Annotated in this window: 21 protein-coding genes; 17 read left to right on the plus strand and 4 right to left on the minus strand. The window is 65.8% G+C overall.

The genetic code is table 11. The features are described 5' to 3' along the window. The first annotated feature begins 31 nt into the window (after positions 1–31). From pal to folD, 8 genes are all read left to right on the plus strand, one after another. Positions 32–568: a peptidoglycan-associated lipoprotein Pal gene (pal, locus tag CXR43_RS04535; RefSeq protein ID WP_103334020.1), complete on the plus strand. Its 537-nt coding sequence runs from the start codon at positions 32–34 to the stop codon at positions 566–568. A gap of 4 nt (positions 569–572) precedes the next feature. Continuing rightward, complete coding sequence (ybgF, locus tag CXR43_RS04540; protein WP_103332896.1) at positions 573–1421, plus strand: tol-pal system protein YbgF; 849 nt, start codon at positions 573–575, stop codon at positions 1419–1421. 11 nt (positions 1422–1432) lie between these two features. Beyond that, positions 1433–2689 (plus strand): tRNA lysidine(34) synthetase TilS, encoded by a 1257-nt coding sequence (gene tilS, locus CXR43_RS04545; RefSeq protein WP_146036465.1) that lies wholly within the window; start codon positions 1433–1435, stop codon positions 2687–2689. A 78-nt stretch (positions 2690–2767) separates the two neighbouring features. Further along, positions 2768–4675 carry an ATP-dependent zinc metalloprotease FtsH gene (ftsH, locus tag CXR43_RS04550; RefSeq protein ID WP_103332898.1) on the plus strand — a complete coding sequence of 636 codons (1908 nt, stop codon included), beginning with the start codon at positions 2768–2770 and terminating at the stop codon, positions 4673–4675. Positions 4676–4759: 84 nt separating this feature from the next. Further along, positions 4760–5359 carry an MOSC domain-containing protein gene (locus CXR43_RS04555; protein WP_103332899.1) on the plus strand — a complete coding sequence of 200 codons (600 nt, stop codon included), beginning with the start codon at positions 4760–4762 and terminating at the stop codon, positions 5357–5359. Between the two features lie 131 nt (positions 5360–5490). Then, the gene (locus tag CXR43_RS04560; RefSeq protein ID WP_103332900.1) at positions 5491–7167 is read left to right on the plus strand and encodes a formate--tetrahydrofolate ligase; all 1677 of its coding nucleotides are present in this window, start codon (positions 5491–5493) and stop codon (positions 7165–7167) included. 89 nt (positions 7168–7256) lie between these two features. Next, on the plus strand, positions 7257–7571 hold the full coding sequence (locus tag CXR43_RS04565) for a chorismate mutase (RefSeq protein WP_103332901.1): 315 nt from the start codon (positions 7257–7259) through the stop codon (positions 7569–7571). 1 nt (position 7572) lies between these two features. Further along, positions 7573–8463 (plus strand): bifunctional methylenetetrahydrofolate dehydrogenase/methenyltetrahydrofolate cyclohydrolase FolD, encoded by an 891-nt coding sequence (gene folD, locus CXR43_RS04570; protein ID WP_103332902.1) that lies wholly within the window; start codon positions 7573–7575, stop codon positions 8461–8463. Here folD and pdeM read toward each other — a convergent pair. Further along, positions 8460–9116, minus strand: a complete 657-nt coding sequence (gene pdeM / locus CXR43_RS04575; RefSeq protein ID WP_103332903.1) for a ligase-associated DNA damage response endonuclease PdeM — start codon at positions 9114–9116, stop codon at positions 8460–8462. The genes folD and pdeM overlap by 4 nt on opposite strands. Positions 9117–9164: 48 nt before the next feature. After that, positions 9165–11558 carry a ligase-associated DNA damage response DEXH box helicase gene (locus CXR43_RS04580; protein ID WP_103332904.1) on the minus strand — a complete coding sequence of 798 codons (2394 nt, stop codon included), beginning with the start codon at positions 11556–11558 and terminating at the stop codon, positions 9165–9167. Positions 11559–11656: 98 nt separating this feature from the next. Here CXR43_RS04580 and CXR43_RS04585 point away from each other — a divergent pair, with 98 nt between their 5' ends. The 7 genes from CXR43_RS04585 (at position 11657) to CXR43_RS04615 (ending at position 18784) form a co-directional block, all read left to right on the plus strand. Next, positions 11657–12469: a TIGR00282 family metallophosphoesterase gene (locus CXR43_RS04585; RefSeq protein ID WP_103332905.1), complete on the plus strand. Its 813-nt coding sequence runs from the start codon at positions 11657–11659 to the stop codon at positions 12467–12469. Then, positions 12466–13368 carry a DMT family transporter gene (locus CXR43_RS04590; RefSeq protein ID WP_246831276.1) on the plus strand — a complete coding sequence of 301 codons (903 nt, stop codon included), beginning with the start codon at positions 12466–12468 and terminating at the stop codon, positions 13366–13368. The genes CXR43_RS04585 and CXR43_RS04590 overlap by 4 nt, the downstream gene beginning before the upstream one ends. Continuing rightward, positions 13368–15146 (plus strand): SLC13 family permease, encoded by a 1779-nt coding sequence (locus tag CXR43_RS04595; protein ID WP_168219748.1) that lies wholly within the window; start codon positions 13368–13370, stop codon positions 15144–15146. The genes CXR43_RS04590 and CXR43_RS04595 overlap by 1 nt, the downstream gene beginning before the upstream one ends. 57 nt (positions 15147–15203) lie before the next feature. Next, the gene (locus CXR43_RS04600; RefSeq protein ID WP_103332907.1) at positions 15204–16562 is read left to right on the plus strand and encodes a phosphohexomutase domain-containing protein; all 1359 of its coding nucleotides are present in this window, start codon (positions 15204–15206) and stop codon (positions 16560–16562) included. 69 nt (positions 16563–16631) lie between these two features. After that, complete coding sequence (locus CXR43_RS04605) at positions 16632–17372, plus strand: YebC/PmpR family DNA-binding transcriptional regulator (RefSeq protein ID WP_103332908.1); 741 nt, start codon at positions 16632–16634, stop codon at positions 17370–17372. A gap of 85 nt (positions 17373–17457) precedes the next feature. Beyond that, positions 17458–18375 (plus strand): sulfotransferase, encoded by a 918-nt coding sequence (locus CXR43_RS04610; RefSeq protein ID WP_103332909.1) that lies wholly within the window; start codon positions 17458–17460, stop codon positions 18373–18375. Positions 18376–18577: 202 nt separating this feature from the next. Then, on the plus strand, positions 18578–18784 hold the full coding sequence (locus CXR43_RS04615) for a cold-shock protein (RefSeq protein ID WP_101922075.1): 207 nt from the start codon (positions 18578–18580) through the stop codon (positions 18782–18784). Positions 18785–18867: 83 nt separating this feature from the next. Here CXR43_RS04615 and CXR43_RS04620 read toward each other — a convergent pair whose 3' ends face one another. Then, the gene (locus tag CXR43_RS04620) at positions 18868–19470 is read right to left on the minus strand and encodes a LysE/ArgO family amino acid transporter (RefSeq protein ID WP_103332910.1); all 603 of its coding nucleotides are present in this window, start codon (positions 19468–19470) and stop codon (positions 18868–18870) included. Between the two features lie 89 nt (positions 19471–19559). Between CXR43_RS04620 and CXR43_RS04625 the strand changes: the two genes are divergently transcribed. Both CXR43_RS04625 and CXR43_RS04630 read left to right on the plus strand, forming a co-directional pair. Further along, complete coding sequence (locus tag CXR43_RS04625; RefSeq protein ID WP_354001002.1) at positions 19560–20447, plus strand: LysR family transcriptional regulator ArgP; 888 nt, start codon at positions 19560–19562, stop codon at positions 20445–20447. A 40-nt stretch (positions 20448–20487) separates the two neighbouring features. Continuing rightward, complete coding sequence (locus CXR43_RS04630) at positions 20488–21387, plus strand: DMT family transporter (protein ID WP_246831277.1); 900 nt, start codon at positions 20488–20490, stop codon at positions 21385–21387. A 15-nt stretch (positions 21388–21402) separates the two neighbouring features. On the opposite strand, the gene glf is transcribed toward CXR43_RS04630, so the two are convergent. Beyond that, positions 21403–22509 carry a UDP-galactopyranose mutase gene (glf, locus tag CXR43_RS04635; protein WP_103332911.1) on the minus strand — a complete coding sequence of 369 codons (1107 nt, stop codon included), beginning with the start codon at positions 22507–22509 and terminating at the stop codon, positions 21403–21405. Between the last annotated feature and the right edge of the window lie 81 nt (positions 22510–22590).

Below are 22590 nucleotides of genomic sequence, written 5' to 3' on the forward strand. Positions count from 1 at the left end.
CATCGCGCCAGAGAACAAAAGGAAACTGATGATGACGCTTCTTCCCAAGGCCCTTCTGCTTGTCGCTGTCTTTGGGCTGGCAGCCTGTAACAACCCTGATCGTTTTGGCGCCGGTGGCGCGGGCGCGGGCGCGGGTGGGGCCGGTGGCATGAACGGCGGGTTCGTCGACACCACGGGTCTGGGTGACCCGAATGATCCGGCGTCGATTGCCTATTTCAACCAGCGCGTCGGGGACCGCGTGCTGTTCCCGGTGGATCAGCACACGCTGACCGATCAGGGCCGTCAGGTGCTGTCGGGTCAAGCGCAATGGCTGATGGCCAACAGCTCTTATGCTGTGATCATCGAAGGTCATGCCGATGAGCAGGGCACGCGCGAATACAACCTGTCGCTGGGCGCGCGCCGGGCGGCTGCGGTGCAGAACTACCTGATTTCGCAAGGGGTTCCTGCGGGCCGCATGCGCACTGTCAGCTATGGCAAGGAGCGCCCGATCGAGGTGTGCTCGACCGAGGCCTGCTATTCGCAGAACCGCCGGTCGGTGACGGTGCTGTCGATGGGCGCGGGGGCGTAAGCGGATGCTGCGTGCTGCCCTGACTGCATGCGTGCTGATGGCGGGGCCTGCCTTCGGGCAGGCCAGCGATCAGACGCTGGCCGATATAAGGGCCGAGCTTGGGTCTTTGTCGGCCGAGTTCAATCAGTTGAAAACCGAGTTGGTGCAGACCGGCGCTTCGGGCGGTGGGCTGGCCGGTGGGTCGGCGCTGCAGCGGATGGATACGCTGGAGGCAGAGCTGTCCCGGCTGACCGCGCGGGCCGAGGAGATCGAGCTGCGGCTGAACCGGGTGGTGAGCGATGGCACCAACCGGATCGGCGATCTGGAGTTCCGGCTGTGCGAAGTGACGCCGGGCTGCGATATTGCCACCATCGGCACCACGCCGCCCTTGGGGGGGGATGTCGCTGGCGGGGCGGTTGCCGCGCCGCAAGCGCCCAATGCGGTGGTGATCGAGGAACCGACAGCGCCCTTTGCGGGCGGGGCAGAGCTGGCGATTGGCGAGCAGGCGGATTTTGACCGGGCCCGGGAGGTGCTCGGTCAGGGTGACTTTCGCACCGCCGCGGACCTCTTTGCGACCTTTACCCAATCCTATCCTGGCTCGCCGTTGAGCCAGGAGGCACAGTTCAGCCGGGGCGAGGCGCTGGTGCGGTTGGGGGAAACCTCGGATGCGGCGCGGGCCTATCTGGAGTCGTTTTCGGTGAACCCGGACGGGCCATTGGCGGCGGACAGCCTGCTGAAACTGGGCGAGCAATTGGGGGTGCTGGGGCAGACGCCCGAGGCCTGCGTGACGCTGGCCGAGGTGGGCACACGCTATCCCGGCAGCATGGCCGCGACGCAGGCGCAGGTGGCGATGCAAGGCTATCAGTGCCAGTGAGGGATGGGCCAGTGCAGGCTGATCCAGAGCATGATCCGAGTGAAAGCGCCCGTCGGGCGCTTTCGTCATTTCCGCCGGGGCCGGTCGGGCTGGCGGTGTCGGGTGGCGGCGATTCGATGGCGATGCTGCATCTGATGGCCGGGGTCGCCGGGGCGCGGCCTTTGGCGGTGGCGACGGTGGACCATGGCTTGCGCGCGGCTTCGGCGGCAGAGGCTGCCGGCGTGGCGCAGGTCTGCGCCGGGCTGGGCCTGCCGCATGAGGTGCTGGTCTGGCAGCATGGCGCGGTGGCGGGCAATCTGATGGATGCCGCGCGGCGGGCGCGGTACGGGTTGCTGGCCGATTGGGCGGCGGCGCGCGGGATTGGCGCGGTGCTGGTGGCGCATACGGCGGATGATCAGGCGGAAACCGTGCTTCTGGGGCTGGCGCGGGCGGCGGGTCTTGACGGATTGTCCGGCATGCGGCCCCGGTGGCAACAGGGGGGCGTGTGGTTTCACCGGCCCCTGCTGGGCGTGACGCGGGCGGCACTGCGGGGGTATCTGCAAAGCCGGGGGCTGTGGTTTGTCGATGACCCGAGCAATGACGATCCGGGCTTTGACCGGGTGAAGATGCGCCGGGCGCTGGCGGGCCTGGGCGAGGTGGGGATCACGGCCGAAGGCTTGGCCAGCGTGGCGCGCCATCTGGCGGCGGTGCAGGCCGACCTGCGCGGGATGGTGGCAGGGGCCGCCGCGCGGCTGGTGGTGGAGCGGGGGGGGGCGCTGGAGATTGACCGCGCGGGCTTTGCCGCGCTGCCGGGCGAGGTGGCACGGCGGCTGATGCAGGCGGCGCTGTTGTGGATGTCGGGGGCGGAGTATCCGCCACGGGCCGAGGCCTTGGCACGGATGGTGCAGGCGATGGCGGCGGGACGGGCGGCGACGCTGTGGGGCTGTCGTCTGCTGCCGCACAAGGGCGTGATGCTGCTGGTGCGCGAGTCGCGCGGCCTGGGCCCGGAGGTGGCTTTGGGTGCGGTGTGGGACGGGCGCTGGCGGGTGACGGGGCCAGAACCGGGGCCGGAACCGGGGCCAGAATCAGCGTCGGTCCGGGCGCTGGGGGCACAAGGGCTGGCGCAGGTGCCAGACTGGCGCGCGGCCGGCCTTGCGCGGGCGGTGGCCATGGCCACACCCGGGGTTTGGCGGGGCGCAGGGCTGATCAGCGCCCCGATCCTGTCGAAAGACAGCGCTTACTCTGCGACATTGACGGCAGGTTTCGGCTTATTCCTGTTATCGCATTGAACCCGGCGCGGTTCTGTCTATCTTAGGTTACAAGACCGCCACCCCGTTCCGGGCGGCGGACATGTGGGGAGATGCCTCGTGGGCAATGCACGAAATATCGCATTCTGGGTCGTACTGTTCTTTCTGATCCTTGCGCTGTTCAATCTGTTTGGCGGCAACCAGACCACCACATCCTCGCGCCAGATTTCCTATTCGGAATTCGTGCAGCGCGTGGATGCCGGTCAGGTGTCGAGTGTGGTTATTGATGGCGAACGGCTGCAGGTGCGCGGCAGCGACGGCAACAGCTATGCCGCGATCGTGCCGCAGGGCACCGATGTGACCGACCGGCTGGTGGCCGCCGGGGTGGAAGTGCGGGCCGAGGCGCAGCAGCAGTCCGGCTTTGTGTCGATCCTGATGACCTTCCTGCCGTTCCTGTTGTTGATCGGGGTCTGGATCTTCTTCATGAACCGGATGCAGGGCGGCGGCAAAGGCGGGGCGATGGGCTTTGGCAAGTCGCGCGCCAAACTGCTGACCGAAAAGCATGGCCGGGTGACGTTTGACGACGTGGCCGGGATTGATGAGGCCAAGGAAGAGCTTGAGGAAATCGTCGAATTCCTGCGCAATCCGCAGAAATTCAGCCGTCTGGGCGGCAAGATCCCGAAAGGCGCGCTGCTGGTTGGCCCGCCCGGTACCGGTAAGACCCTGCTGGCCCGCGCCATTGCCGGCGAGGCGGGGGTGCCGTTCTTTACCATCTCTGGCTCTGACTTTGTGGAAATGTTCGTCGGTGTGGGGGCAAGCCGTGTGCGCGACATGTTCGAGCAGGCGAAAAAGAACGCGCCCTGCATCGTGTTCATCGACGAGATTGACGCCGTGGGCCGCGCCCGGGGCGTGGGCATCGGCGGCGGCAATGACGAGCGCGAACAGACGCTGAACCAGCTGCTGGTCGAGATGGACGGGTTTGAGGCGAATGAAGGTGTGATCATCGTCGCCGCCACCAACCGCAAGGACGTGCTGGACCCTGCGCTGCTGCGTCCGGGGCGGTTTGACCGCCAGATCCATGTGCCAAACCCCGATATCAAGGGCCGTGAGAAGATCTTGGGCGTGCATGCCCGCAAGGTGCCTTTGGGCCCGGATGTTGACCTGCGTACGATTGCGCGTGGCACGCCCGGATTTTCGGGGGCCGATCTGATGAACCTTGTGAACGAGGCGGCGCTGATGGCCGCGCGCGTGGGCCGTCGCTTTGTGGCGATGGACGATTTCGAAAACGCGAAGGACAAGGTGATGATGGGGGCCGAGCGTCGGAGCATGGTGCTGACGCAGGACCAGAAGGAAATGACCGCCTATCACGAGGCTGGCCACGCCGTTGTGGGCATGGCGCTGCCGAAATGTGACCCGGTCTACAAGGCCACGATCATTCCGCGCGGTGGTGCGCTTGGCATGGTGATGAGCCTGCCGGAGATGGACCGCCTGAACTGGCACCGCGACCAGTGCGAACAGCGCATCGCGATGACCATGGCCGGCAAGGCTGCCGAGATCATCAAATGGGGTGAGGATTCGGTGTCGAACGGCCCATCGGGTGACATTCAGCAGGCGTCGGCCCTCGCGCGGGCCATGGTGCTGCGCTGGGGGATGTCGGATGTGGTCGGCAACATCGACTATGCCGAAGCGGCCGAGGGCTATTCCGGCAATACCGGCGGCTTCTCGGTTTCGGCCGAGACCAAGCGGCTGATCGAGCAGGAAGTGAAGCGCCTGATCGATGAGGGTTATGAGACGGCGCGCCGCATTCTGTTGGAAAAGAATACGGAGTTCGAGCGGCTGGCGCAGGGCTTGCTTGAGTATGAGACGCTGACCGGCGATGAGATCAAGAAGGTTGTCGCAGGCGAAAAGCTGGGCGGCGATGATGATGCCGACAAGCCGGCCTCGGGGGGCGGGTTGGCCTCGATCCCGTCGATCCCGAAGCTCAAGCCCAAGGCCGCTGGCGGGCTGGAGCCGGAGCCGATGGCCTGATCGGACCGATGATCTGACAGACCCCCGGAACCCGCCAAGGTTCCGGGGGTTTTTCTTTGTGACACGTGCTTTGGGGGGCATGCGATGCCAGCTTTGAAACCAACCGGATTTGTGGGCCGGATCACCTGGCTGGGCGTGGTGCCTGACCGCGACCGGCAGCTGGAGGCAGAGCCGGTCACCGAGCTGCGGGCCGATTTTGACGGCCCTGCAGGCGAGGCCCATGGCGGGCTGACGCGGCCTGCCTGCAGCCGGGTCAAGGCGCAATACCCGCGCGATACGGTGATCCGCAACACGCGGCAGTTTTCCCTGCTGGGGGCCGAGGATCTGGCCGAGATTGCCGCGCGCATGGGGCTTGACGCGCTGGACCCTGCGCTGGTGGGGGCGACCATGGTGATTGCGGGCCTGCCCGATTTCAGCCATCTGCCGCCCTCGTCGCGCTTGCAGGGCGACTCGGGGGCCACGCTGGTGGTGGATATGGAAAACCGCCCCTGCGTGTTGCCCGGCAAGCCGATCAATGCGGTGCATCCCGGGTTCGGGGCCAAGTTCAAGGCGGCAGCCAAGGGGCGGCGCGGGGTTACGGCCTGGGTGGAGCGCGAGGGCGTGTTCACGCTGGGCGAGGCGATCACGCTGCACATTCCCGATCAGCCGGTCTGGGCCCATCTGAAGGAGGCGCGGCGCGCGTGATGCGCCAGGGCCTGTCTGCGCCGAATTTTACGGCTGACAGGTCGGAAATGCCTGTGTCTTGAGCCTTCGGGCGGCTAACACTGGGGCCAAGCGCCGGTAAAAGGCGCATCCTTGCCGTTTGGGAGAGTGACATGGCCTTGGGATCAGACATCGAAATCGCCCGCGCGGCGAAAAAACTGCCGATTCAGGCCATCGGCGCAAAGCTGGGCATCCCCGAGGCGGATCTGCTGCCCTATGGCCATGACAAGGCGAAGGTGGGCCAAGGCTTCATCGCCGGTCTGAAGGACCGCCCCGACGGCAAGCTGATTCTGGTGACGGCCATCAACCCGACCCCGGCGGGGGAGGGCAAGACCACGACGACCGTGGGGCTGGGTGACGGGCTGAACCGGATCGGCAAGCGGGCGGTGGTGTGCATCCGCGAGGCGTCGCTTGGCCCCAATTTCGGGATGAAGGGCGGGGCGGCGGGCGGCGGCATGGCGCAAGTGGTGCCGATGGAGGAGATGAACCTGCATTTCACCGGCGACTTCCACGCGATTACCTCGGCGCATAACCTGCTGGCGGCGATGATCGACAACCATATCTATTGGGGCAATGCGCTGGATATCGACGCGCGCCGGATTGTCTGGCGCCGGGTGATGGATATGAACGATCGCGCGCTGCGCGATGTGGTGACCAGCCTTGGCGGCGTGTCGAACGGCTTTCCGCGCCAGACCGGGTTTGACATCACGGTGGCGTCGGAGGTTATGGCGATCCTGTGCCTTGCCCGCGATCTGGCCGATCTTGAGCGGCGGCTGGGCGATATCGTGGTGGCCTATACCCGGGCCAAGACCCCTGTGACGGCCCGTGACATCAAGGCCGATGGCGCGATGACGGTTCTGCTCAAGGATGCGATGCAGCCAAATCTGGTGCAGACGCTGGAAAACAATCCGGCCTTTGTGCATGGCGGCCCGTTTGCCAATATCGCGCATGGCTGCAATTCGGTGATTGCCACCACCACGGCGCTGAAGCTGGGCGATTATGTGGTGACCGAAGCCGGATTCGGCGCCGATCTGGGGGCGGAGAAGTTCTTTGACATCAAGTGCCGCAAGGCGGGGTTGCGGCCTGCGGCGGCGGTGATTGTCGCCACGGTGCGGGCGATGAAGATGAACGGCGGCGTGGCCAAGGCGGATCTGGGGGCCGAGAATGTCGCGGCGGTGCGGGCGGGCTGCCCCAATCTTGGCCGCCATATCGGCAATGTGCGCAAGTTTGGCGTGCCGGTGGTGGTGGCGATCAATCATTTCACCACCGATACGCCTGCCGAGGTGCAGGCGGTGAAGGATTACGTGGCCGGGCTGGGGGCCGAGGCCGTTTTGTGCAAGCACTGGGCCGAAGGGTCGGCGGGGATCGAGGATCTGGCGCGCAAGGTGGTGGAGCTGGCCGAAAGTGGCGTGGCCGATTTTGCGCCGCTCTATCCCGATGCGATGGGGCTGTTTGACAAGATCGAGACCGTCGCCCGCGAGATCTATCACGCCGAAGGGGTGGTGGCCGATGCTTCGGTGCGCGATCAGCTGAAGGCGTGGGAGGAGGCAGGCCACGGGCCTTTGCCGGTGTGCATCGCCAAGACGCAATACAGCTTTACCACCGATCCGTCGGTGCGGGGCGCCCCGGTGGGCCATAGCATCCCGCTGCGCGAGGTGCGGTTGTCGGCGGGCGCGGGCTTTGTGGTGGCGATCTGCGGCGAGATCATGACGATGCCCGGCCTGCCGCGCGTGCCATCGGCCGAGGTGATCCGGCTGAATGCGGATGGCGATGTCGAGGGGCTGTTCTAAGCGCGCGTTGAGGCAAAACCCCGCGTTGCCCTTTGCGAGGCCGCACTTTATGTCGAAGCCATCTGGCTGATCTGAACGGGACACATCCGATGCGCACACCTGCGAACTGCGAAACCATGGTCCATATCCGGGCCGAAATTGACCGGCTGGATGAGGATCTGGTCCGGTTGCTGGCGGAACGCGCGGGCTATATCGACCGCGCTGCCGAGATCAAGGCCGAGGTGGATCTGCCGGCGCGGATCGGGCCTCGCGTCGAGGAGGTGGTGGAAAATGTGCGCCGCCATGCGGTGGCCTATGGCCTGCCGCCCGATCTGGTGGAAAAGCTGTGGCGGCGGCTGATCGACTGGTCGATTGCGCGGGAAGAAAACCGGCTGGGACCGGATTCGATGCGGAAGGAAGACTGATATGGCAGGGCAGGTGATCGACGGGAAGGCCTTTGCCGCAGCGGTGCGCGCCCGCGTGGCACAGGGCGTGGCGCGGCTGCGCGAAGAGCACGGGGTGGTGCCGGGGCTGGCCGTGGTGCTGGTGGGGGAAGACCCGGCCTCGGAGGTCTATGTGCGCAACAAGGGCGTGCAGACGGTGGAAGCCGGGATGGCCAGCTTTGAGCACAAGCTGTCGGCCGAGACATCGCAGGCCGATCTGCTGGCGCTGATTGCGCGGCTGAATGCGGACCGATCGGTGCATGGCATTCTGGTGCAGCTGCCGTTGCCTGCGCATCTGAACGCCGATCTGGTGATCAACACGATTGATCCGGCCAAGGATGTGGACGGGTTCCACATTCTGAACGTCGGGCGTCTGGGTACCGGGCAAAAGGCGATGGTGCCCTGCACGCCGCTGGGCTGTCTGATGATGCTGCGCGACCATCACGGGTCTTTGGCGGGAATGCATGCGGTGGTGGTCGGGCGGTCCAACATTGTGGGCAAGCCGATGGCGCAGCTGCTGTTGGGGGACAGTTGCACGGTCACCATCGCGCATTCGCGCACGAAGGATCTGGCGTCGATCTGCCGGGGGGCGGACATTCTGGTGGCCGCCGTGGGTCGGGCAGAGATGATCACCGGTGATATGGTCAAGCCGGGGGCCACGGTGATTGATGTGGGCATCAACCGGGTGGAACGGGATGGCAAGGCGCGGCTGGTGGGCGATGTGGATTTCGCAAGCGTGTCACCCGTGGCGGGGGCGATCACCCCGGTGCCGGGTGGGGTGGGGCCGATGACGATTGCCTGCCTGCTGGCCAATACGCTGACCGCCTGCTGCCGCGCGCATGGCTTGCCCGAGCCCGAGGGGCTGACCGCCTAGGGCCGGCGCGGCATCGGGATTGCGCGGGCGACGGTGCCGCCGCACAAGACTGCCAGCGCGCCGGGCTGCATCAGCCCGGTCAGCGCCGGATCGTGGCACCAGAGCCCGCCGGTATAGGTGCCAAAGGCCGGCAGGATCAGGCGCCCGGCATCTGCGAGAAAGCACCGCCATGCCTTGCCCGCCAGCCGTGCCTTGGGGTGGTAATGGCCCGACACTTCGCCCTTGGCACCCGGTTCGGCGATGTGGCGGAAGGTGAGGGCACCCAGATGCACCTCGGCCCGGTGGCTGCCCGCAACATCGAGCGGGCCTGCATCATGGTTGCCGGCGATCCAGATCCAGTCGCGCCCGGCGATCAGACGGGTGAGCCAGAGCCGGTCATCCACGTCCAGCCCGTCAAGCGCCGCGCTGTCATCGAAACTGTCGCCCAGACAGATCACCCTGCGCGCGCCGGTGGACTCGATCTCGGCCTCCAGCCGCAGCAGGGTTTCGCGTGTCTCATAGGGCGGCAACAGGGTGCCCGCCCGGCGCGCCATGCGCCCGGATTTGCCAAGGTGCAGGTCTGACACGCACAACAGCTGTTGGTCCGGCCAGAACAGGGCACCCGAAGGGCGGGCGATCAGGGATTCACCGGCAAGGACAAGGGCAAGGGTCATGCGCCCCGGCTTGCCCAAAGCGGGCAGGATTGGCAATCCCCCTGTGAGTCACGCCAGCCCTGCCGCCTCCATCAGCCGCCGTGCCGCGTCTTCGGCCAGCCGTTCGCGGCCCATGCCCTGCACCGGGATGCGGCCGGGCTCCAGAAACAGGGGCGCGGAGAGCGGTGACAGGCGGGGCAGGCGGCGGGTCTCGATCCGGCCCGCGACGCGGGTCAGCATCTCTTCGATGCGGGAAAAGTCGATCAGCCCGCGCATCGCCTCTTCGCGGGTGATTTGCAGCAGCAGGTGGTCGGGGTCGTATTTGCGCAAGGTGTCATAGAGGATATCGGAGGAGAAGGTGGCCTGCCGCCCGGATTTGCGGCGGCCCTGATGGCTGCGTTCGATCAGGCCCGCGATGATGGCGCTGGCGCGGAAGGTGCGCTTCATGACCGCATTGCCCGCGAGCCAGGTTTCTAGCCCCTCTTGCAACGCCTGCAGGTCGAACAGGGGGGCGGCGTCCTGCACGGCGTCGATGCCCCAGATCAGGGTGGCGTAATCGGTGGCGACAAAGCCAAGCGGGGCAAGGCCCGCCTCTTCCATCGTCTTGGTCAGCAAGAGGCCAAGGGTTTGCTGCGCGTTGCGGCCGGCAAAGCCGTAGACCACCAGATGCTCGCGCCCGTCATGCGGGAAGCTTTCGCAGAGCAGGGTGTCCGTATCGGGCAGGCGCGACACCTCGCGTTGCAGGGACAACCACTGCGCGGTATGGGCGGGCAGGTCGGGCCAGCTGGATTGCTGGAATATGTCAAGAATCCGCTGGGTGAGCAGGGTGGAGGTGGCAAATTTTGTGCCATTGAACACCGCGACCTTGGGGTCGCGGCCCGGCTGGTTGGTGACCTCGACCGTCATCTCGCGCAAGCCTTCATAGCGCACGACCTGCCCGCCGATCAGGAACGTGTCGCCGGGGGTCAGGGTGGCGGCGAAGGCCTCTTCCACCTCGCCCAGCGGTGTGCCCCCGGTGCGGTTTTTCAGGCGGACCTTGAGGGTTTCGGTGTCGATGATGGTGCCAAGGTTCTGGCGGATCACGGCAGCCGCGCGCGGGTCGCGCAAGGCCCAGAGGCCGCTGGTCTGTTTCAGGCGCTGCCAGCGGTCATAGGCGCGCAGGGCGTAGCCGCCGGTGGCGACGAAATCGAGCGTGGCGTCAAAGGCGGGGCGGGTCAGGGCGGCGTAGGGGCCGGCGGTGAGAACTTCGGCATAGAGGCGATCGGCGTCGAAGGGGCCGGCGCAGGCGGTCAGCAGGATGTGCTGGCACAAGACGTCGCGCGGGCCGGGGCCGCGCGGCTCGCCATCCAGCGTGCCGTCGCGCACGGCATCAAGCGCGGCTTTGCATTCCACCACCTCAAAGCGGTTGGCGGGCAGCAGCAGCGCCTTGGAGGGCGCGTTGTAGCGGTGGTTGGCGCGGCCGATGCGCTGGACAAGGCGTTTGACGTTCTTGGGCGCGCCAACCTGAATCACCAGATCGACATCGCCCCAGTCGATGCCAAGGTCGAGGCTTCCGGTGCAGACGATGGCGCGCAAGGCGCCAGCGACCATGGCGGCCTCGACCCGTTCGCGCTGTTCGCGCGACAGGCTGCCGTGGTGGATGCCGATGGGCAGGTCTGCGGTATTGGCCAGCCACAGGTCGCGGAAGAACAGTTCGGCCTGCGCGCGGGTGTTGTGGAAGATGAGGGTGGTGCGGTGCTGCGCCACCTGTTCCAGAATGGCGGCCATGGCATAGCGCCCGCCACCGCCCGCCCAAGGCGGGGCCGTGTCGGTTTCCAGCATCTGGATATCGGGCGGTGGGCCGGGGTCGGCCAGCAGGATGCCGGTCTCGGGGGCGAGAAAGCGGGCCAGGGCCGGCGGGTCTTCGACCGTGGCCGACAGGCCGACGCGGCGCAGCGTTGGTGACAGCGTTTGCAGGCGGGCGAGCAGCAGCGTCATCTGATCGCCGCGTTTGGATTCGGCCAGGGCGTGGAGTTCATCCAGAATAACCCGTTGCAGCCCGGCAAAGATACGTGGGGCATCTTCGTAGGACAGAAGGAGGGCGAGGGATTCCGGCGTGGTCAGCAAGATGTGCGGCGGGTCGGCGCGCTGGCGGCGGCGCTGGGTATAGGTGGTGTCGCCGGTGCGGTCCTCGACCCGGATGGGCAGGTTTGCGCCCTCGATGGGGGTGCGCAGGTTGCGGCGGATGTCGGCGGCAAGCGCCTTGAGCGGCGAGATATAGAGGGTGTGCAGGCCCTTGGCGGGGCTCTCGGTCAGCTCGGCAAGGGTGGGCAGGAAGCCTGCCAGCGTCTTGCCGCCCCCGGTGGGCGCGATCAGCAGGGTGGCCGGGGCCTCGGCGCGGGCCAGCATCTCCCACTGATGCGGGTGCAGGGTCCAGCCCTTGGCGGCGAACCAGTCTGACAATGCGGCGGGGAGGCGGTTCATTCTCGCAAGGTAGCCGTGTGGGGTGCCGCGTCAACCGGGCGCAGGGACCGCTGCGATTTTGCTTGAAGGGCCGTGCTGCGGGGCTTAACCGGAGGGGCATGCGAATGCTTTTCCTTGGCGATGTGATGGGCCGGACCGGGCGCGCGGCGATTGCCGAGCGGTTGCCGGGGCTGCGGCTGGAATGGAACCTCGATTTCGTGGTGGTGAACGGCGAGAATGCGTCTTCGGGGGCGGGTCTGACGCCGGAGCACGCGAAACTTCTGCTGGGGGCCGGGGCGGATTGTGTCACGCTTGGCGATCATGCCTTTGACCAGAAGGACATGCTGAGCTTCATCGAGCAGGAACCGCGGATCATCCGGCCGATCAATTTCAGCAAGGTCGCGCCGGGCAAGGGGTGGCGGGTGTTCACCGCGACCCAGGGGCGCAAGGTGCTGGTGGCGCAGGTGCTGGGGCAGGTGTTCATGAAGCGCCCGTTCGACGACCCGTTTTCCGCCATCGAACAGGTGCTGAAGTCGCATCCGATGGGCGGCATGGTGCAGGCTGCACTCGTCGATGTGCATGCCGAGGCCACGTCTGAGAAGATGGCGATGGGGCATTGGTGCGACGGGCAGGCCAGCCTTGTGGTGGGCACCCATACCCATGTGCCCACGGGGGATGCGCAGATCTTGGCTGGGGGCACCGGCTATCTGACCGACGCCGGAATGTGTGGCGACTATAATTCCGTGATCGGGATGGAAAAGCTGGAGCCGTTGCGCCGCTTTATCACCGGCATGCCGAAGGCGCGGTTTGAACCGGCGGGCGGGCCGGCCACGCTGTCGGGGGTGTATGTGGAAACCGATGACCGCACCGGCAAGGCGGTAAAGCTGCGGATGATCCGGCTTGGCGGGCGGCTGGAAGAGGCGCTGCCTTGAGCGACCACCGGCTGTTTGCCCTTGTGCTGATGGCGCTTGGTCTTGGCTGGGGGCTGACGCAGCCCTTGGGCAAGCTTGCGACCAGCACCGGCTATCAGCCGTTCGGATTGATCTTCTGGCAATTGGTGATCTGCACGATGGTGCTGGGGGCGCTGTCGCTGGCACGGGGCAAAGGGCTGGTGGTCACCCGCGACGCGCTGATCTTTGCACTGGTGGTGGCGGTGCTGGGCACGCTGGTGCCCAATGCGACATTCTACACCAGCATTCAGCACCTGCCGTCGGGGATCATGTCGATCCTGATTTCGGCGGTGCCGATCCTGTCTTTTCCCATCGCGCTGGCGCTGGGCATGGACCGGTTTTCGCTGCGGCGGATTGCCGGGCTGGGGCTGGGGCTGGTTGGGGTGGCGATGATTGCGGCCCCGGGTGCGGGCTTGCCGGGGCATCTGCTGGTGTTTCTGCCGCTGGCGCTGGTGGGGCCACTGTTTTATGCGCTGGAGGCCAATTACGTCGCCCGCGCCGGGACCGGCGGGATGGATGCGGTGCAGGCGATGTTCATGGCCAGTCTGGTGGGGGTGGTGCTGTGCCTGCCGGTCACGCTTGCAACGGGGCAGTGGATTGACCCGCGCGGGAACTGGGCCGCGCCGGAATGGGCGCTGGTCGGGTCCAGCGTGGTGCATGCGCTGTGCTATGCGGGCTATGTCTGGCTGGCCGCACGCGCAGGGGCGGTTTTTGCGGCACAATGCTCGTATCTGGTCACCGGGGCCGGGGTGATCTGGGCGATGCTGCTGCTGGGCGAGCGGTTGCAGCCCCTGGTCTGGGTTGCGCTTGTGGTGGTGCTGTCGGGCGTGGCATTGGTGCGGCCAAGGGCTGCCGCCCTGCGCGTGGAACAGGAGGCGTGATGCTGGGGATCGAGCTGGATCAGGCGGTGCAGGCCTATGTCGCGCTGGCGATTCTGGCGGGCATGCTGATGCTGTTCGTGCGCGAAACCTATCCGGTCGAGGTGACGGCGATCGGCGGGGCCTGCCTGATGCTGGCGCTGGGCATCCTGCCGCAGGCCGATGCGGTAAGCGCCTTGTCGAACGCGGCACCCTGGACGATTGCGGCGATGTTCATCATTGCCGGCGGTCTGGTGCGGACGGGCGCGCTGGACACAGCCACGCAATATGCGCTGCGCTATGTGAAGACGCATCCGAAATCATCGCTGGTGGTGATCGCGCTGGGCGTGATTGCGATGTCGGCCTTCATGAACAACACACCCATCGTGGTGGTGATGATCCCGGTGTTCATGCAGATTGCCCGGCAGCTGGCGCTGTCGCCGTCCAAGCTGATGATCCCGCTGTCCTACCTCGCGATTTTCGGCGGCACGATCACGCTGATCGGCACCTCGACCAATATCGTCGTGGACGGGGTGGCGCGCGAGCGGGGGCTGGAGCCGTTCGGCATTTTCGAGATCACGCCGCTGGGCATAGCCGCATCGCTGGTCGGACTGACTTACCTCGCGCTGTTCACCAAACGTCTGTTGCCCGACCGCGACAGCATGGCGATGATGCTGTCAGACCGCAGCCAGATGAAGTTCTTTACCGAGGTGGTGGTGCCCGAGGACAGCCCGATCATCGGGCAAAAGGTTGATGCCGTGGGCCTGTTCAAGCGTGACAACATGCGCGTCGTCGATGTGCTGCGCGGCGATGCGTCCTTGCGGCGTGAACTGGCCGGGGTGGAGCTTGCCCTGGGCGACCGGGTGGTGCTGCGCACGCCGATGTCCGAGGTGCTGGCGCTGCAGGAGTCGAAAGAGCTGCGGATGGTGGACAAGCTGTCCTCGGTCCAGACCACGACCGTTGAGGTGCTGATCACACCCGGCTGCGCGATGGTGGGGCGGTCTTTGGGCAGCCTGCGGTTGCGGCGGCGCTACGGTGTCTATCCGCTGGCGGTGCACCGCAAGAACCAGAACATCGGCCGGCAGCTGGATGATCTGGTGGTGCAGATCGGCGATACCCTGCTGCTGGAAGGCGCGCCCGGCGACATCCGGCGGCTGGCGACAGAGATGGATGTGGTCAATATCTCGGAACCGTCGGACCGGGCCTACCGCCGCACCAAGGCGCCCATCGTGGTGCTGGTGCTGGCGGCGGTGGTCGGCTTGTCGGCGCTGAACGTGGCCCCGATCCTGATGCTGGCGATGATCGGCGTGGCCGTGGTGCTGGTGACGCGCTGCATCGATGCGGATGAGGCCTTCGGCTTTGTCGATGGCCGGTTGATGGCGCTGATCTTTGCGATGCTGGCGGTGGGGGCGGGGCTGGACCATTCCGGCGCGGTGGAGCTGATTGTGGGCTGGATCGCGCCCGTCATGCAGGGGCTGCCGCCCTTCATGCTGATCTTTGTGGTCTATGCGCTGACCTCGGTGCTGACCGAGATCGTGTCGAACAATGCGGTGGCGGTGATTCTGACCCCGATTGTGATCGGGCTGGCGGCGCAGATCGGGGTTGATCCGCGCCCCTTTGTGGTGGCAGTGATGTTTGGGGCCTCGGCCTCGTTCGCCACGCCGATCGGGTATCAGACGAACACGCTGGTTTATGGGCCCGGAGGCTATCGGTTCAGCGATTTTCTGCGGATCGGCGTGCCGCTGAATATCGTGATGATGGTGGGGATCTCGGCCTTGATTCCGCTGTTCTTTCCGTTCTGAAGGAGCGTTTTATGCCTGTGTTTCCTCTCTGCCCAGCCGATCTGTGGGTTTGACGCCATGGCACCGAAATTCGGGACAAGCGGGTTGCGCGGGCTGGTGACAGAGCTGACGCCGGATCTGGTGGCGGATTACACCCGCAGCTTTCTGGCAACATGTCCGGTGGGCACAGGTCTGTGGGTCGGGCGCGATTTGCGCGCGAGTTCGCCGTTGCTGGCCGAGGGGGTGATCGCGGCGGCGCGGGGCGAAGGGGTGACGGTGACCGATTGCGGGGCGGTGCCGACGCCGGCGCTGGCGATGGCCTCGATGGCGGCGGGGGCGGCAGCGGTGATGGTGACGGGCAGCCATATCCCGGCAGATCGCAACGGATTGAAATTCTACGTGCCGGGCGGTGAGATCACCAAGGCAGAGGAGGCGGCCATTCTGGGCGGCCTTGGCCGCGACCCGGCGGGTCTGACGGCCCCGCGCCGCAACTCGTTCGAGATCAGCGGCGACTGGGCGGCGCGGTATCGCGGCGCGTTCGGGCGCTGCCTGGACGGGATGAAGGTGGGGGTCTGGGCCCATTCTGCGGTCAGCCGTGCCGGACTTGTCGCCTGTCTGGAAGCTTTGGGCGCGCAGCTGGTGGTGCTTGGCCCGTCGGAGGTGTTCGTGCCGGTCGATACCGAAGCGGTGCCGGCGGAGGTGCGGGCGCAGTTGCCGGGCTGGGTGCGGGGGCTGGATGCGGTTGTGTCCACCGATGGCGATGGCGACCGGCCCCTGGTGGCCGATGCCGCGGGCCGCATTGTGCCGGGCGATGTGCTGGGCCAGATCACGGCGGCGCTGGTGGGGGCGGAAACGGTTGTCACCACCGTATCGGCCAATAGCGGGGTGGATCTGTCGGGCCGGTTCGGGCGGGTCATCCGCACGCGGATCGGATCGCCCTATGTGATTGCCGCGATGGAGGCGGCCGGGGGGCGTGTGGTCGGCTATGAACCCAATGGCGGCTTTCTGCTGGGATTTGACGCGGCGGGGCCCTGGGGGCCGTTGCCGCGGCTGATGACCCGCGACAGCCTGCTGCCGATTGTGGCCGCGCTGATCGAGGCACGGCGCACCGGGTCGTTGGCGGCGCGGGTGGCGCTGGAACCCGCGCGCTTTACCGTGACCGACCGGTTGGAGGGGATCGCCCCCGAAGCGTCGGGCGCGCTTTTGGCGCGGCTGGGCGCGGGGGAACTGGCGGGGTTCCTCGCACCTTTGGGGCAGGTGGCGAGCGTGGACCGCAGCGACGGGCTGCGTGCCACGCTGGAGGGCGGGGCCATCGTGCATCTGCGGCCTTCGGGCAATGCGCCGGAATTCCGGGTCTATGCCGAAGCTGAGACGGTCGCGGCGGCAGAGGCGCTGATGGCGCTGGCCTTTGCGCAGGTGCGCAAGGCCCTGGCCTGAGCCTTGCAGGCGGCAGGCGGGCTGGTGTAAGGGAACCCATTACCGATCAGACGGGCAGGAGTACGGGTCATGGCAGGCCATTCGAAATGGGCGAACATCCAGCATCGCAAGGGCAAGCAGGACAAGCTGCGCTCGAAGATGTTTTCCAAGCTGGCAAAGGAAATCACCGTTGCAGCAAAGATGGGCATGCCCGACCCCGAGATGAACCCGCGCCTGCGTCTGGCTGTCAAGGCCGCCAAGGCCGTGTCGATGCCCAAGGACGTGATCGACCGCGCCATCAAGAAAAGCCAGATGGGCGATGGTGAGGATTACACCGAAATCCGCTATGAAGGCTATGGCGTCAACGGCATTGCCATCATCGTCGAGGCGATGACCGACAACCTGAACCGCACCGCCAGCAATGTGCGGTCCTATTTCAGCAAGGCCGGCGGCAATCTGGGCACCACCGGATCGGTCGCGCACAGCTTTGACCGGGTGGGCGAAATCTCCTATCCCGCATCTGTGGGCGATGCCGACACGGTGATGATGGCGGCGCTGGAGGCGGGGGCCGATGATGTGGAGTCCGATGAGGACGGCCACTGGATCTATTGCCCGGTCGAGTCGCTGAACGAGGTGTCGGATGCCTTGGAAAAATCTTTGGGCGAATCGAGTGAATCCAAGCTGATCTGGAAGCCGCAGACCCTGACCGAGGTGGATCTGGACACCGCGCAAAAGCTGATGCGGCTGATCGACATGCTGGAAGAAGATGATGACGTGCAGACGGTGACGCATAACTTTGACATTCCCGAGGATGTCGCGGCACAGTTGTAACCGGCGCTGCGCGCGACAGCGCGGGCGCTGACGGATGGGATGGTGATGCGCCGCGTTGGCGCTGTGTGTTGGTGGTGGGTGAGTGATGCGACTTTCGTTCTTCAAAAAGCCGCCTGATCCCCCCAAGCCGGTTTTTCTTCTTGGTGTGGGCGCGCAGAAGGCGGCGACCACCTGGCTTTACCGCTATCTGCGCGATCATCCCTACTGTGCGATGGGGCCGATCAAGGAACAGTCGGTGTTCCAGTCCTATTACCAGCCCGACCGCTTCCGGCTGTCCGAGGTGGTCAAGATTGAGCGGCTGCGCGACCATCTGGCGGCATCGGTGCGGGGATTTCACAAGGGTGAGGCGGCGGCCGACCCTGCCGAGCTGGTGTCGCTGCTCGACAATCTGGCGATGAACCATGACATCGACCGCTATTGGGCGTCCTATCGCCTGTTGCGGGCGCAGCATCCGCAGGCCCGCCTGCTGGGGGATATCACGCCGGAATATGCGGGGCTGACGGCGGAAAACTTCTCGGACATCCGCGCCCGCATCCTGACGGAGGGCTATGTGCCGCGCGTGGTGTTTCTGATGCGCGACCCGATCGAACGCTGTTTTTCAATGCTGCGCATGGCAGACCGCAATGCGGCGGAGGCGGGCCATGCCGTGGGGCGGCCAGCGCATGAACGCTTTGACACGGCGGCCAAAAGCGACTGGTGCCAGATGTACACCCGTTATGACCGGACCATGGCGGCGCTGGAGGCGGCGTTTCAACCGGAAGAACTGTTCTACGGCTTTTATGAAACCTTCCTGACGCTGGAAGAACTGGGCCGCGCCTGTGCTTTTCTGGGCATCGACCGCAGGCATCCGAACTTTGACCGGCGGGTCAACTGGTCGCCGCGCGAGGGCGATCTGGATGACGGGGCGCTGCAATCGGTCCGCGTGTTTTATGATGAGGTCTATGAGGTGTGCAAACAGCGCTTCGGGGCTGATTTCATTGCCAGCATCTGGCGATACTGCTGACCGGCTGGTCGGTCGCCGGGCGCGTTTTGGCCTTTCTTTTGCACCGCCCCTTGCAATTTGAGGGAAATCGGCGCAAGTTAGGGAAGCAAAGTATCTTCTCTTTCGGTCTTCTGTCTGCTTCGGCCCACAGTCACACGATCTAGACGACTCTGGGCCGGGCCATCGCATGCTGTGGATGGCAGACACTACAGGAGATCTCACGATGGCCAACGGCACCGTGAAATGGTTTAACGCAACCAAAGGCTTCGGCTTCATCGCGCCAGAAGGCGGCCAGAAAGACGTGTTCGTGCACATCACCGCGCTGGAACGCGCTGGTATCCGTGCATTGAACGACGGTCAGGCTGTGACCTTCGATCTGGAACGTGACCGCAACGGTCGCGAATCTGCGACCAATCTGGCACTGGCCTGATCTGTCAGGTCTGATCCATCGGTCAGACATTTTGAAACGGGGGTGGCGCAAGCTGCCCCCGTTTTGCATTTTGCAGGAATGTGTCAGGCCCCGGCGATCAGGGCGGCGGCGATGATCCACATGGTGCTGCCCACGATCAGTTCCAGCCAGACCCAGGCTTTGGGGTTGGCAAACAACGGGGCCAGCAGGCGGGCGCCAAATCCCAGGCTTGCGAAAAACACAAAGCTGCCCGCGATGGCACCGGCGGCAAAGACCCACTGGCCGGGCGCATATTGCGCCGAGATCGCCCCCAGCAGCACCACGGTGTCCAGATAGACATGCGGGTTGGCCCAGGTCAGCACCAGTGCGGTGGCAAGGGTGCGGCCAAGGCTGGTGCCGGTGCCGGGGGCAGGGCGCAGCGCCTCACCCCCGCGCAGGGCCGCGCGGAACCGCAGCGCGCCATAGACAAACAGGAACAGCGCCCCGGCATAGAGCATGGCGGTGGTGATCCAGGGCAGAAGGGCGGCGAGCGTGCCGAACCCAGCAACCCCGGCGTAGATCAGCACCGCATCAGACAGGGCACAGGCCAGAACCACCGGCACCACATGTTCGCGCCGCAGCCCCTGGCGCAGCACAAAGGCATTCTGCGCGCCGATGGCGGCAATCAGCGACAGGGCGGTCAGAAATCCGGCAAGGGCGGCGGTCATGTAAGGGGCCTTTCAGCTGCGGTGTGCTGCTTGACTTAGCGTGGGGTGTGATGATCAATCCAGTTCATCTTTCTGATAGCAGATAAGCTGTGCTGATCTTTGACCCTTTGCATCTGGCGGCGTTGACGGCCGTGCACCGGCGCGGGTCCTTCGACCTTGCCGCCGCCGATCTGGGCATCACGCAATCGGCCGTGTCACAGCGCATCAGGGCGCTGGAGGACCGGGCCGGGGTGCTGCTGATCCGGCGCGGCAGCCCCAGCGTGGCGACGGCCGCAGGGCTGCGGCTGATCCGGCATTTCGACGAGGTCGTGCTGTTGGAGCGTCAGGCAGCGGAAGATCTGCCGGGCGTGCAGACGGGCGCGGTGACCTTGCGCATTGCGGTGAATGCCGATTCGCTGGCCACCTGGGTCATGCCCGCGCTTGTGCAGGTGCCCGACGTGCTGTTTGATCTGGTGATTGATGATCAGGATTTCAGCCAGGAGTGGCTGCGGCGCGGCGAGGTGGCGGCGGCGGTCACGTCGCATGCCGGACCCTTGCAGGGCTGTGACACGCTGCCGCTGGGCGCGCTGCGCTATGTGGCAACCGCCAGCCCGGCCTATGTGAGCCGCTGGTTTGCGGATGGCGTTACGGCGCAGGCTCTGGCCCGCGCCCCGGCGCTGACGTTTTCCGACAAGGACCAGTTGCAGGTGCAATGGGTGGCCGCGCGCGGCTTGGGGGTGCGGGCGGGCTTTCCCAGCCACCGGATCGCCTCGACGCAGGGCTTTGTCGATGCCTGCCTGCTGGGTCTAGGCTGGGGATTGAACCCTGAACCCCTGGTCGCCCCGCACCTTGCCGCAGGGCGGCTGGTGGAACTGGTGCCCGGGGCGGCGCTGGACGTGGCGCTGCATTGGCAGTTTGCCCGGCTGACCGCGTCGGCGATCCGGCCGCTGACGCTGGCGATGCGGGCGGCGGCGGCGCAGATGTTACGGTTACAATAACGCGCTTGTCCTTGGCGACAGCGCGCCACAGGGTGCGGCCATGACGACCACATCACCCGATCAGACCAATCCCGTGCAGGCCATTCTGTGGATGCTGGCCTCTGGCCTGTCTTTCGTGGGGGTGACAGGGATCGTGCGCTATCTGGGAACGGATCTGCCTGCCGTGCAATCTGCTTTCCTGCGCTTTGCCTGGGGCGTGGTGTTTCTGCTGCCGGCGCTGATCGGGGTGCTGCGCAAGGGGATGCCGGGTCTGCACCTGCGGCTGCATCTGGGCCGGAGCGTGGTGCATGTGGCGGCGGTGGTGTGCTGGTTCTATGCCATGGCCCGCATCCCGGTGGCCGAGGTGACCGCGATCGGCTATCTGAACCCGGTGTTGCTGACCCTTGGTACGGTGGTGTTCTTTGGCGAGCGCCTGTCGTGGCGGCGGGTCTTGGCGATTGGGGTGGCCCTGATCGGGGCGCTGATCGTGCTGCGGCCCGGCCTGCGGGAGGTGACCGATGGCCATATCGCCCAGATCTGTGCGGCGGTGTTTTTTGCCGGCTCTTACCTGTTTGCCAAGCGGCTGGCGGGGATGGCCAGTGCCGGGCAGATCGTGGCCATGCTGTCCCTGGGGGTGACCCTGGCACTGGCCCCGCTTGCGGCCCTTGTCTGGGTGCCGGTCAGCGTGGCGCAGGTCGCATGGCTGGCGGTGGTGGCGGCCTGTGCGACGGGCGGGCATTATTGCATGAGCCGCGCCTTTGCCGCCGCCCCGATTGCGGTGTCGCAGCCGGTGGTGTTCTTGCAACTGATCTGGGCCGCCTTGCTGGGCTGGGCTGCCTTTGGTGAGGCGGTGGATGTCTTCGTGCTGGTGGGTGGTGCGGTGATTGTGGGATCGGTCAGCTATATCACCTGGGCCGAAGCGCGGCAGAGGCGGCGCAGCCTGGTGCCCGAGGTGCTTTAGGCCACCGCCGCGACGTCAGCGGCGGCGGACCAGAAAGGCGCGGGCGGTGTTCAGGGCTTCACGGATGGTGACATCCATGTCCAGATAGCGATAGGTGCCCAGCCGGCCGACAAAGGTGACGTTTTGCGCGTCGCGGGCCAGGGCTTCGTAATCGGCCAGCAGCGTCTGCTCGGCGCTGAGGCGGATCGGGTAATAGGGGATGTCGTCGGGGCCGGCGGCGCGGGCGTATTCGCGGTAGCAGACAGTGCGGGCATGGCTTTCCCACGGGGCGAAATGCTTGTGTTCGGTGATGCGCGTATAGGGCACATCCGGATCGGGGTAGTTCATGACCGCACAGCCCTGATGGTCGCCAGTATCGGTAAAGCGCTCAAAGTCCAGCGTGCGGTAGCCGAGCCGTCCCAGCCGGAAACCGAAATAGCCGTCCAGCGGGCCGGACCAGAAGATGTGATCGGCGCTGGCCGCCATGCTTGGGTCATAGGGCGTGTTCAGCCGTGTGAGGATGGCCGGGTGATCCAGCAGGCGGGCGACCAGATCGGTATAGCCCTGTTGCGGAATGCCCTGAAAGCGATGGCTGAAATAGTTGTCATCGTAGGTGAAGCGCATCGGCAGCCGCTTGAGGATTGAGGCGGGCAATGCGCGCGGTGACAGGCCCCATTGCTTTTCGGTATAGCCCTTGAAGAAGGTCTCGTAGATCTCGGGGCCGACCATCTGCAGCGCCTGATCTTCGAAATTGGTGGCGGGCACATCGGCGGGCGCGGCGCGGCTGGCGATGAAGGCCTGCGCCTCGGCCGGACGCAGGGTCTGGCCGAAGAACTGGTTGATGGTGTGCAGGTTGATCGGCATCGAATAGACTGCGCCGCGTGCCGTGGATTTTACCTGATTGCGAAACGGCATGAACGTGGCGCGGCTGGTGACATAGTCCCACACTTCGGCATCATCGGTGTGAAAGATATGCGGCCCATAGCGGTGCAGCATGACGCCGGTTTCGGCGCAGCGTTCGGTATGGCAGTTTCCGGCGATATGGGGCCGGCTGTCGATCACGGTGCTGGACAGGCCCGCTTCGGCCAGTTCGCGCGCAATGACTGCCCCGGAAAACCCTGCCCCGACAATCAGAATGGTCATGCGCCGCCCCCGACTTGTGTGTGAGTCCTGTCTAGACGGCGGGAGGGCGTCGCACAACCTGCGGTGTTGTGGTGTAGCCCC

It is taken from the genome of Pseudotabrizicola formosa, from assembly GCF_002900965.1.
Taxonomy (GTDB): domain Bacteria; phylum Pseudomonadota; class Alphaproteobacteria; order Rhodobacterales; family Rhodobacteraceae; genus Pseudotabrizicola; species Pseudotabrizicola formosa.

Coding starts and splice junctions, on each gene's coding strand:
- CXR43_RS04560 (WP_103332900.1), top strand. CDS start 5,491: ATGGCCTTGGGATCAGACATCGAAATCGCCCGCGCGGCGAAAAAACTG.
- CXR43_RS04580 (WP_103332904.1), bottom strand. CDS start 11,558: ATGAACCGCCTCCCCGCCGCATTGTCAGACTGGTTCGCCGCCAAGGGC.
- CXR43_RS04630 (WP_246831277.1), top strand. CDS start 20,488: ATGACGACCACATCACCCGATCAGACCAATCCCGTGCAGGCCATTCTG.
- CXR43_RS04600 (WP_103332907.1), top strand. CDS start 15,204: ATGGCACCGAAATTCGGGACAAGCGGGTTGCGCGGGCTGGTGACAGAG.
- CXR43_RS04585 (WP_103332905.1), top strand. CDS start 11,657: ATGCGAATGCTTTTCCTTGGCGATGTGATGGGCCGGACCGGGCGCGCG.
- pal (WP_103334020.1), top strand. CDS start 32: ATGACGCTTCTTCCCAAGGCCCTTCTGCTTGTCGCTGTCTTTGGGCTG.
- CXR43_RS04555 (WP_103332899.1), top strand. CDS start 4,760: ATGCCAGCTTTGAAACCAACCGGATTTGTGGGCCGGATCACCTGGCTG.
- CXR43_RS04595 (WP_168219748.1), top strand. CDS start 13,368: ATGCTGGGGATCGAGCTGGATCAGGCGGTGCAGGCCTATGTCGCGCTG.
- ybgF (WP_103332896.1), top strand. CDS start 573: ATGCTGCGTGCTGCCCTGACTGCATGCGTGCTGATGGCGGGGCCTGCC.
- CXR43_RS04610 (WP_103332909.1), top strand. CDS start 17,458: ATGCGACTTTCGTTCTTCAAAAAGCCGCCTGATCCCCCCAAGCCGGTT.
- CXR43_RS04605 (WP_103332908.1), top strand. CDS start 16,632: ATGGCAGGCCATTCGAAATGGGCGAACATCCAGCATCGCAAGGGCAAG.
- CXR43_RS04565 (WP_103332901.1), top strand. CDS start 7,257: ATGCGCACACCTGCGAACTGCGAAACCATGGTCCATATCCGGGCCGAA.
- CXR43_RS04615 (WP_101922075.1), top strand. CDS start 18,578: ATGGCCAACGGCACCGTGAAATGGTTTAACGCAACCAAAGGCTTCGGC.
- CXR43_RS04620 (WP_103332910.1), bottom strand. CDS start 19,470: ATGACCGCCGCCCTTGCCGGATTTCTGACCGCCCTGTCGCTGATTGCC.
- pdeM (WP_103332903.1), bottom strand. CDS start 9,116: ATGACCCTTGCCCTTGTCCTTGCCGGTGAATCCCTGATCGCCCGCCCT.
- folD (WP_103332902.1), top strand. CDS start 7,573: ATGGCAGGGCAGGTGATCGACGGGAAGGCCTTTGCCGCAGCGGTGCGC.
- glf (WP_103332911.1), bottom strand. CDS start 22,509: ATGACCATTCTGATTGTCGGGGCAGGGTTTTCCGGGGCAGTCATTGCG.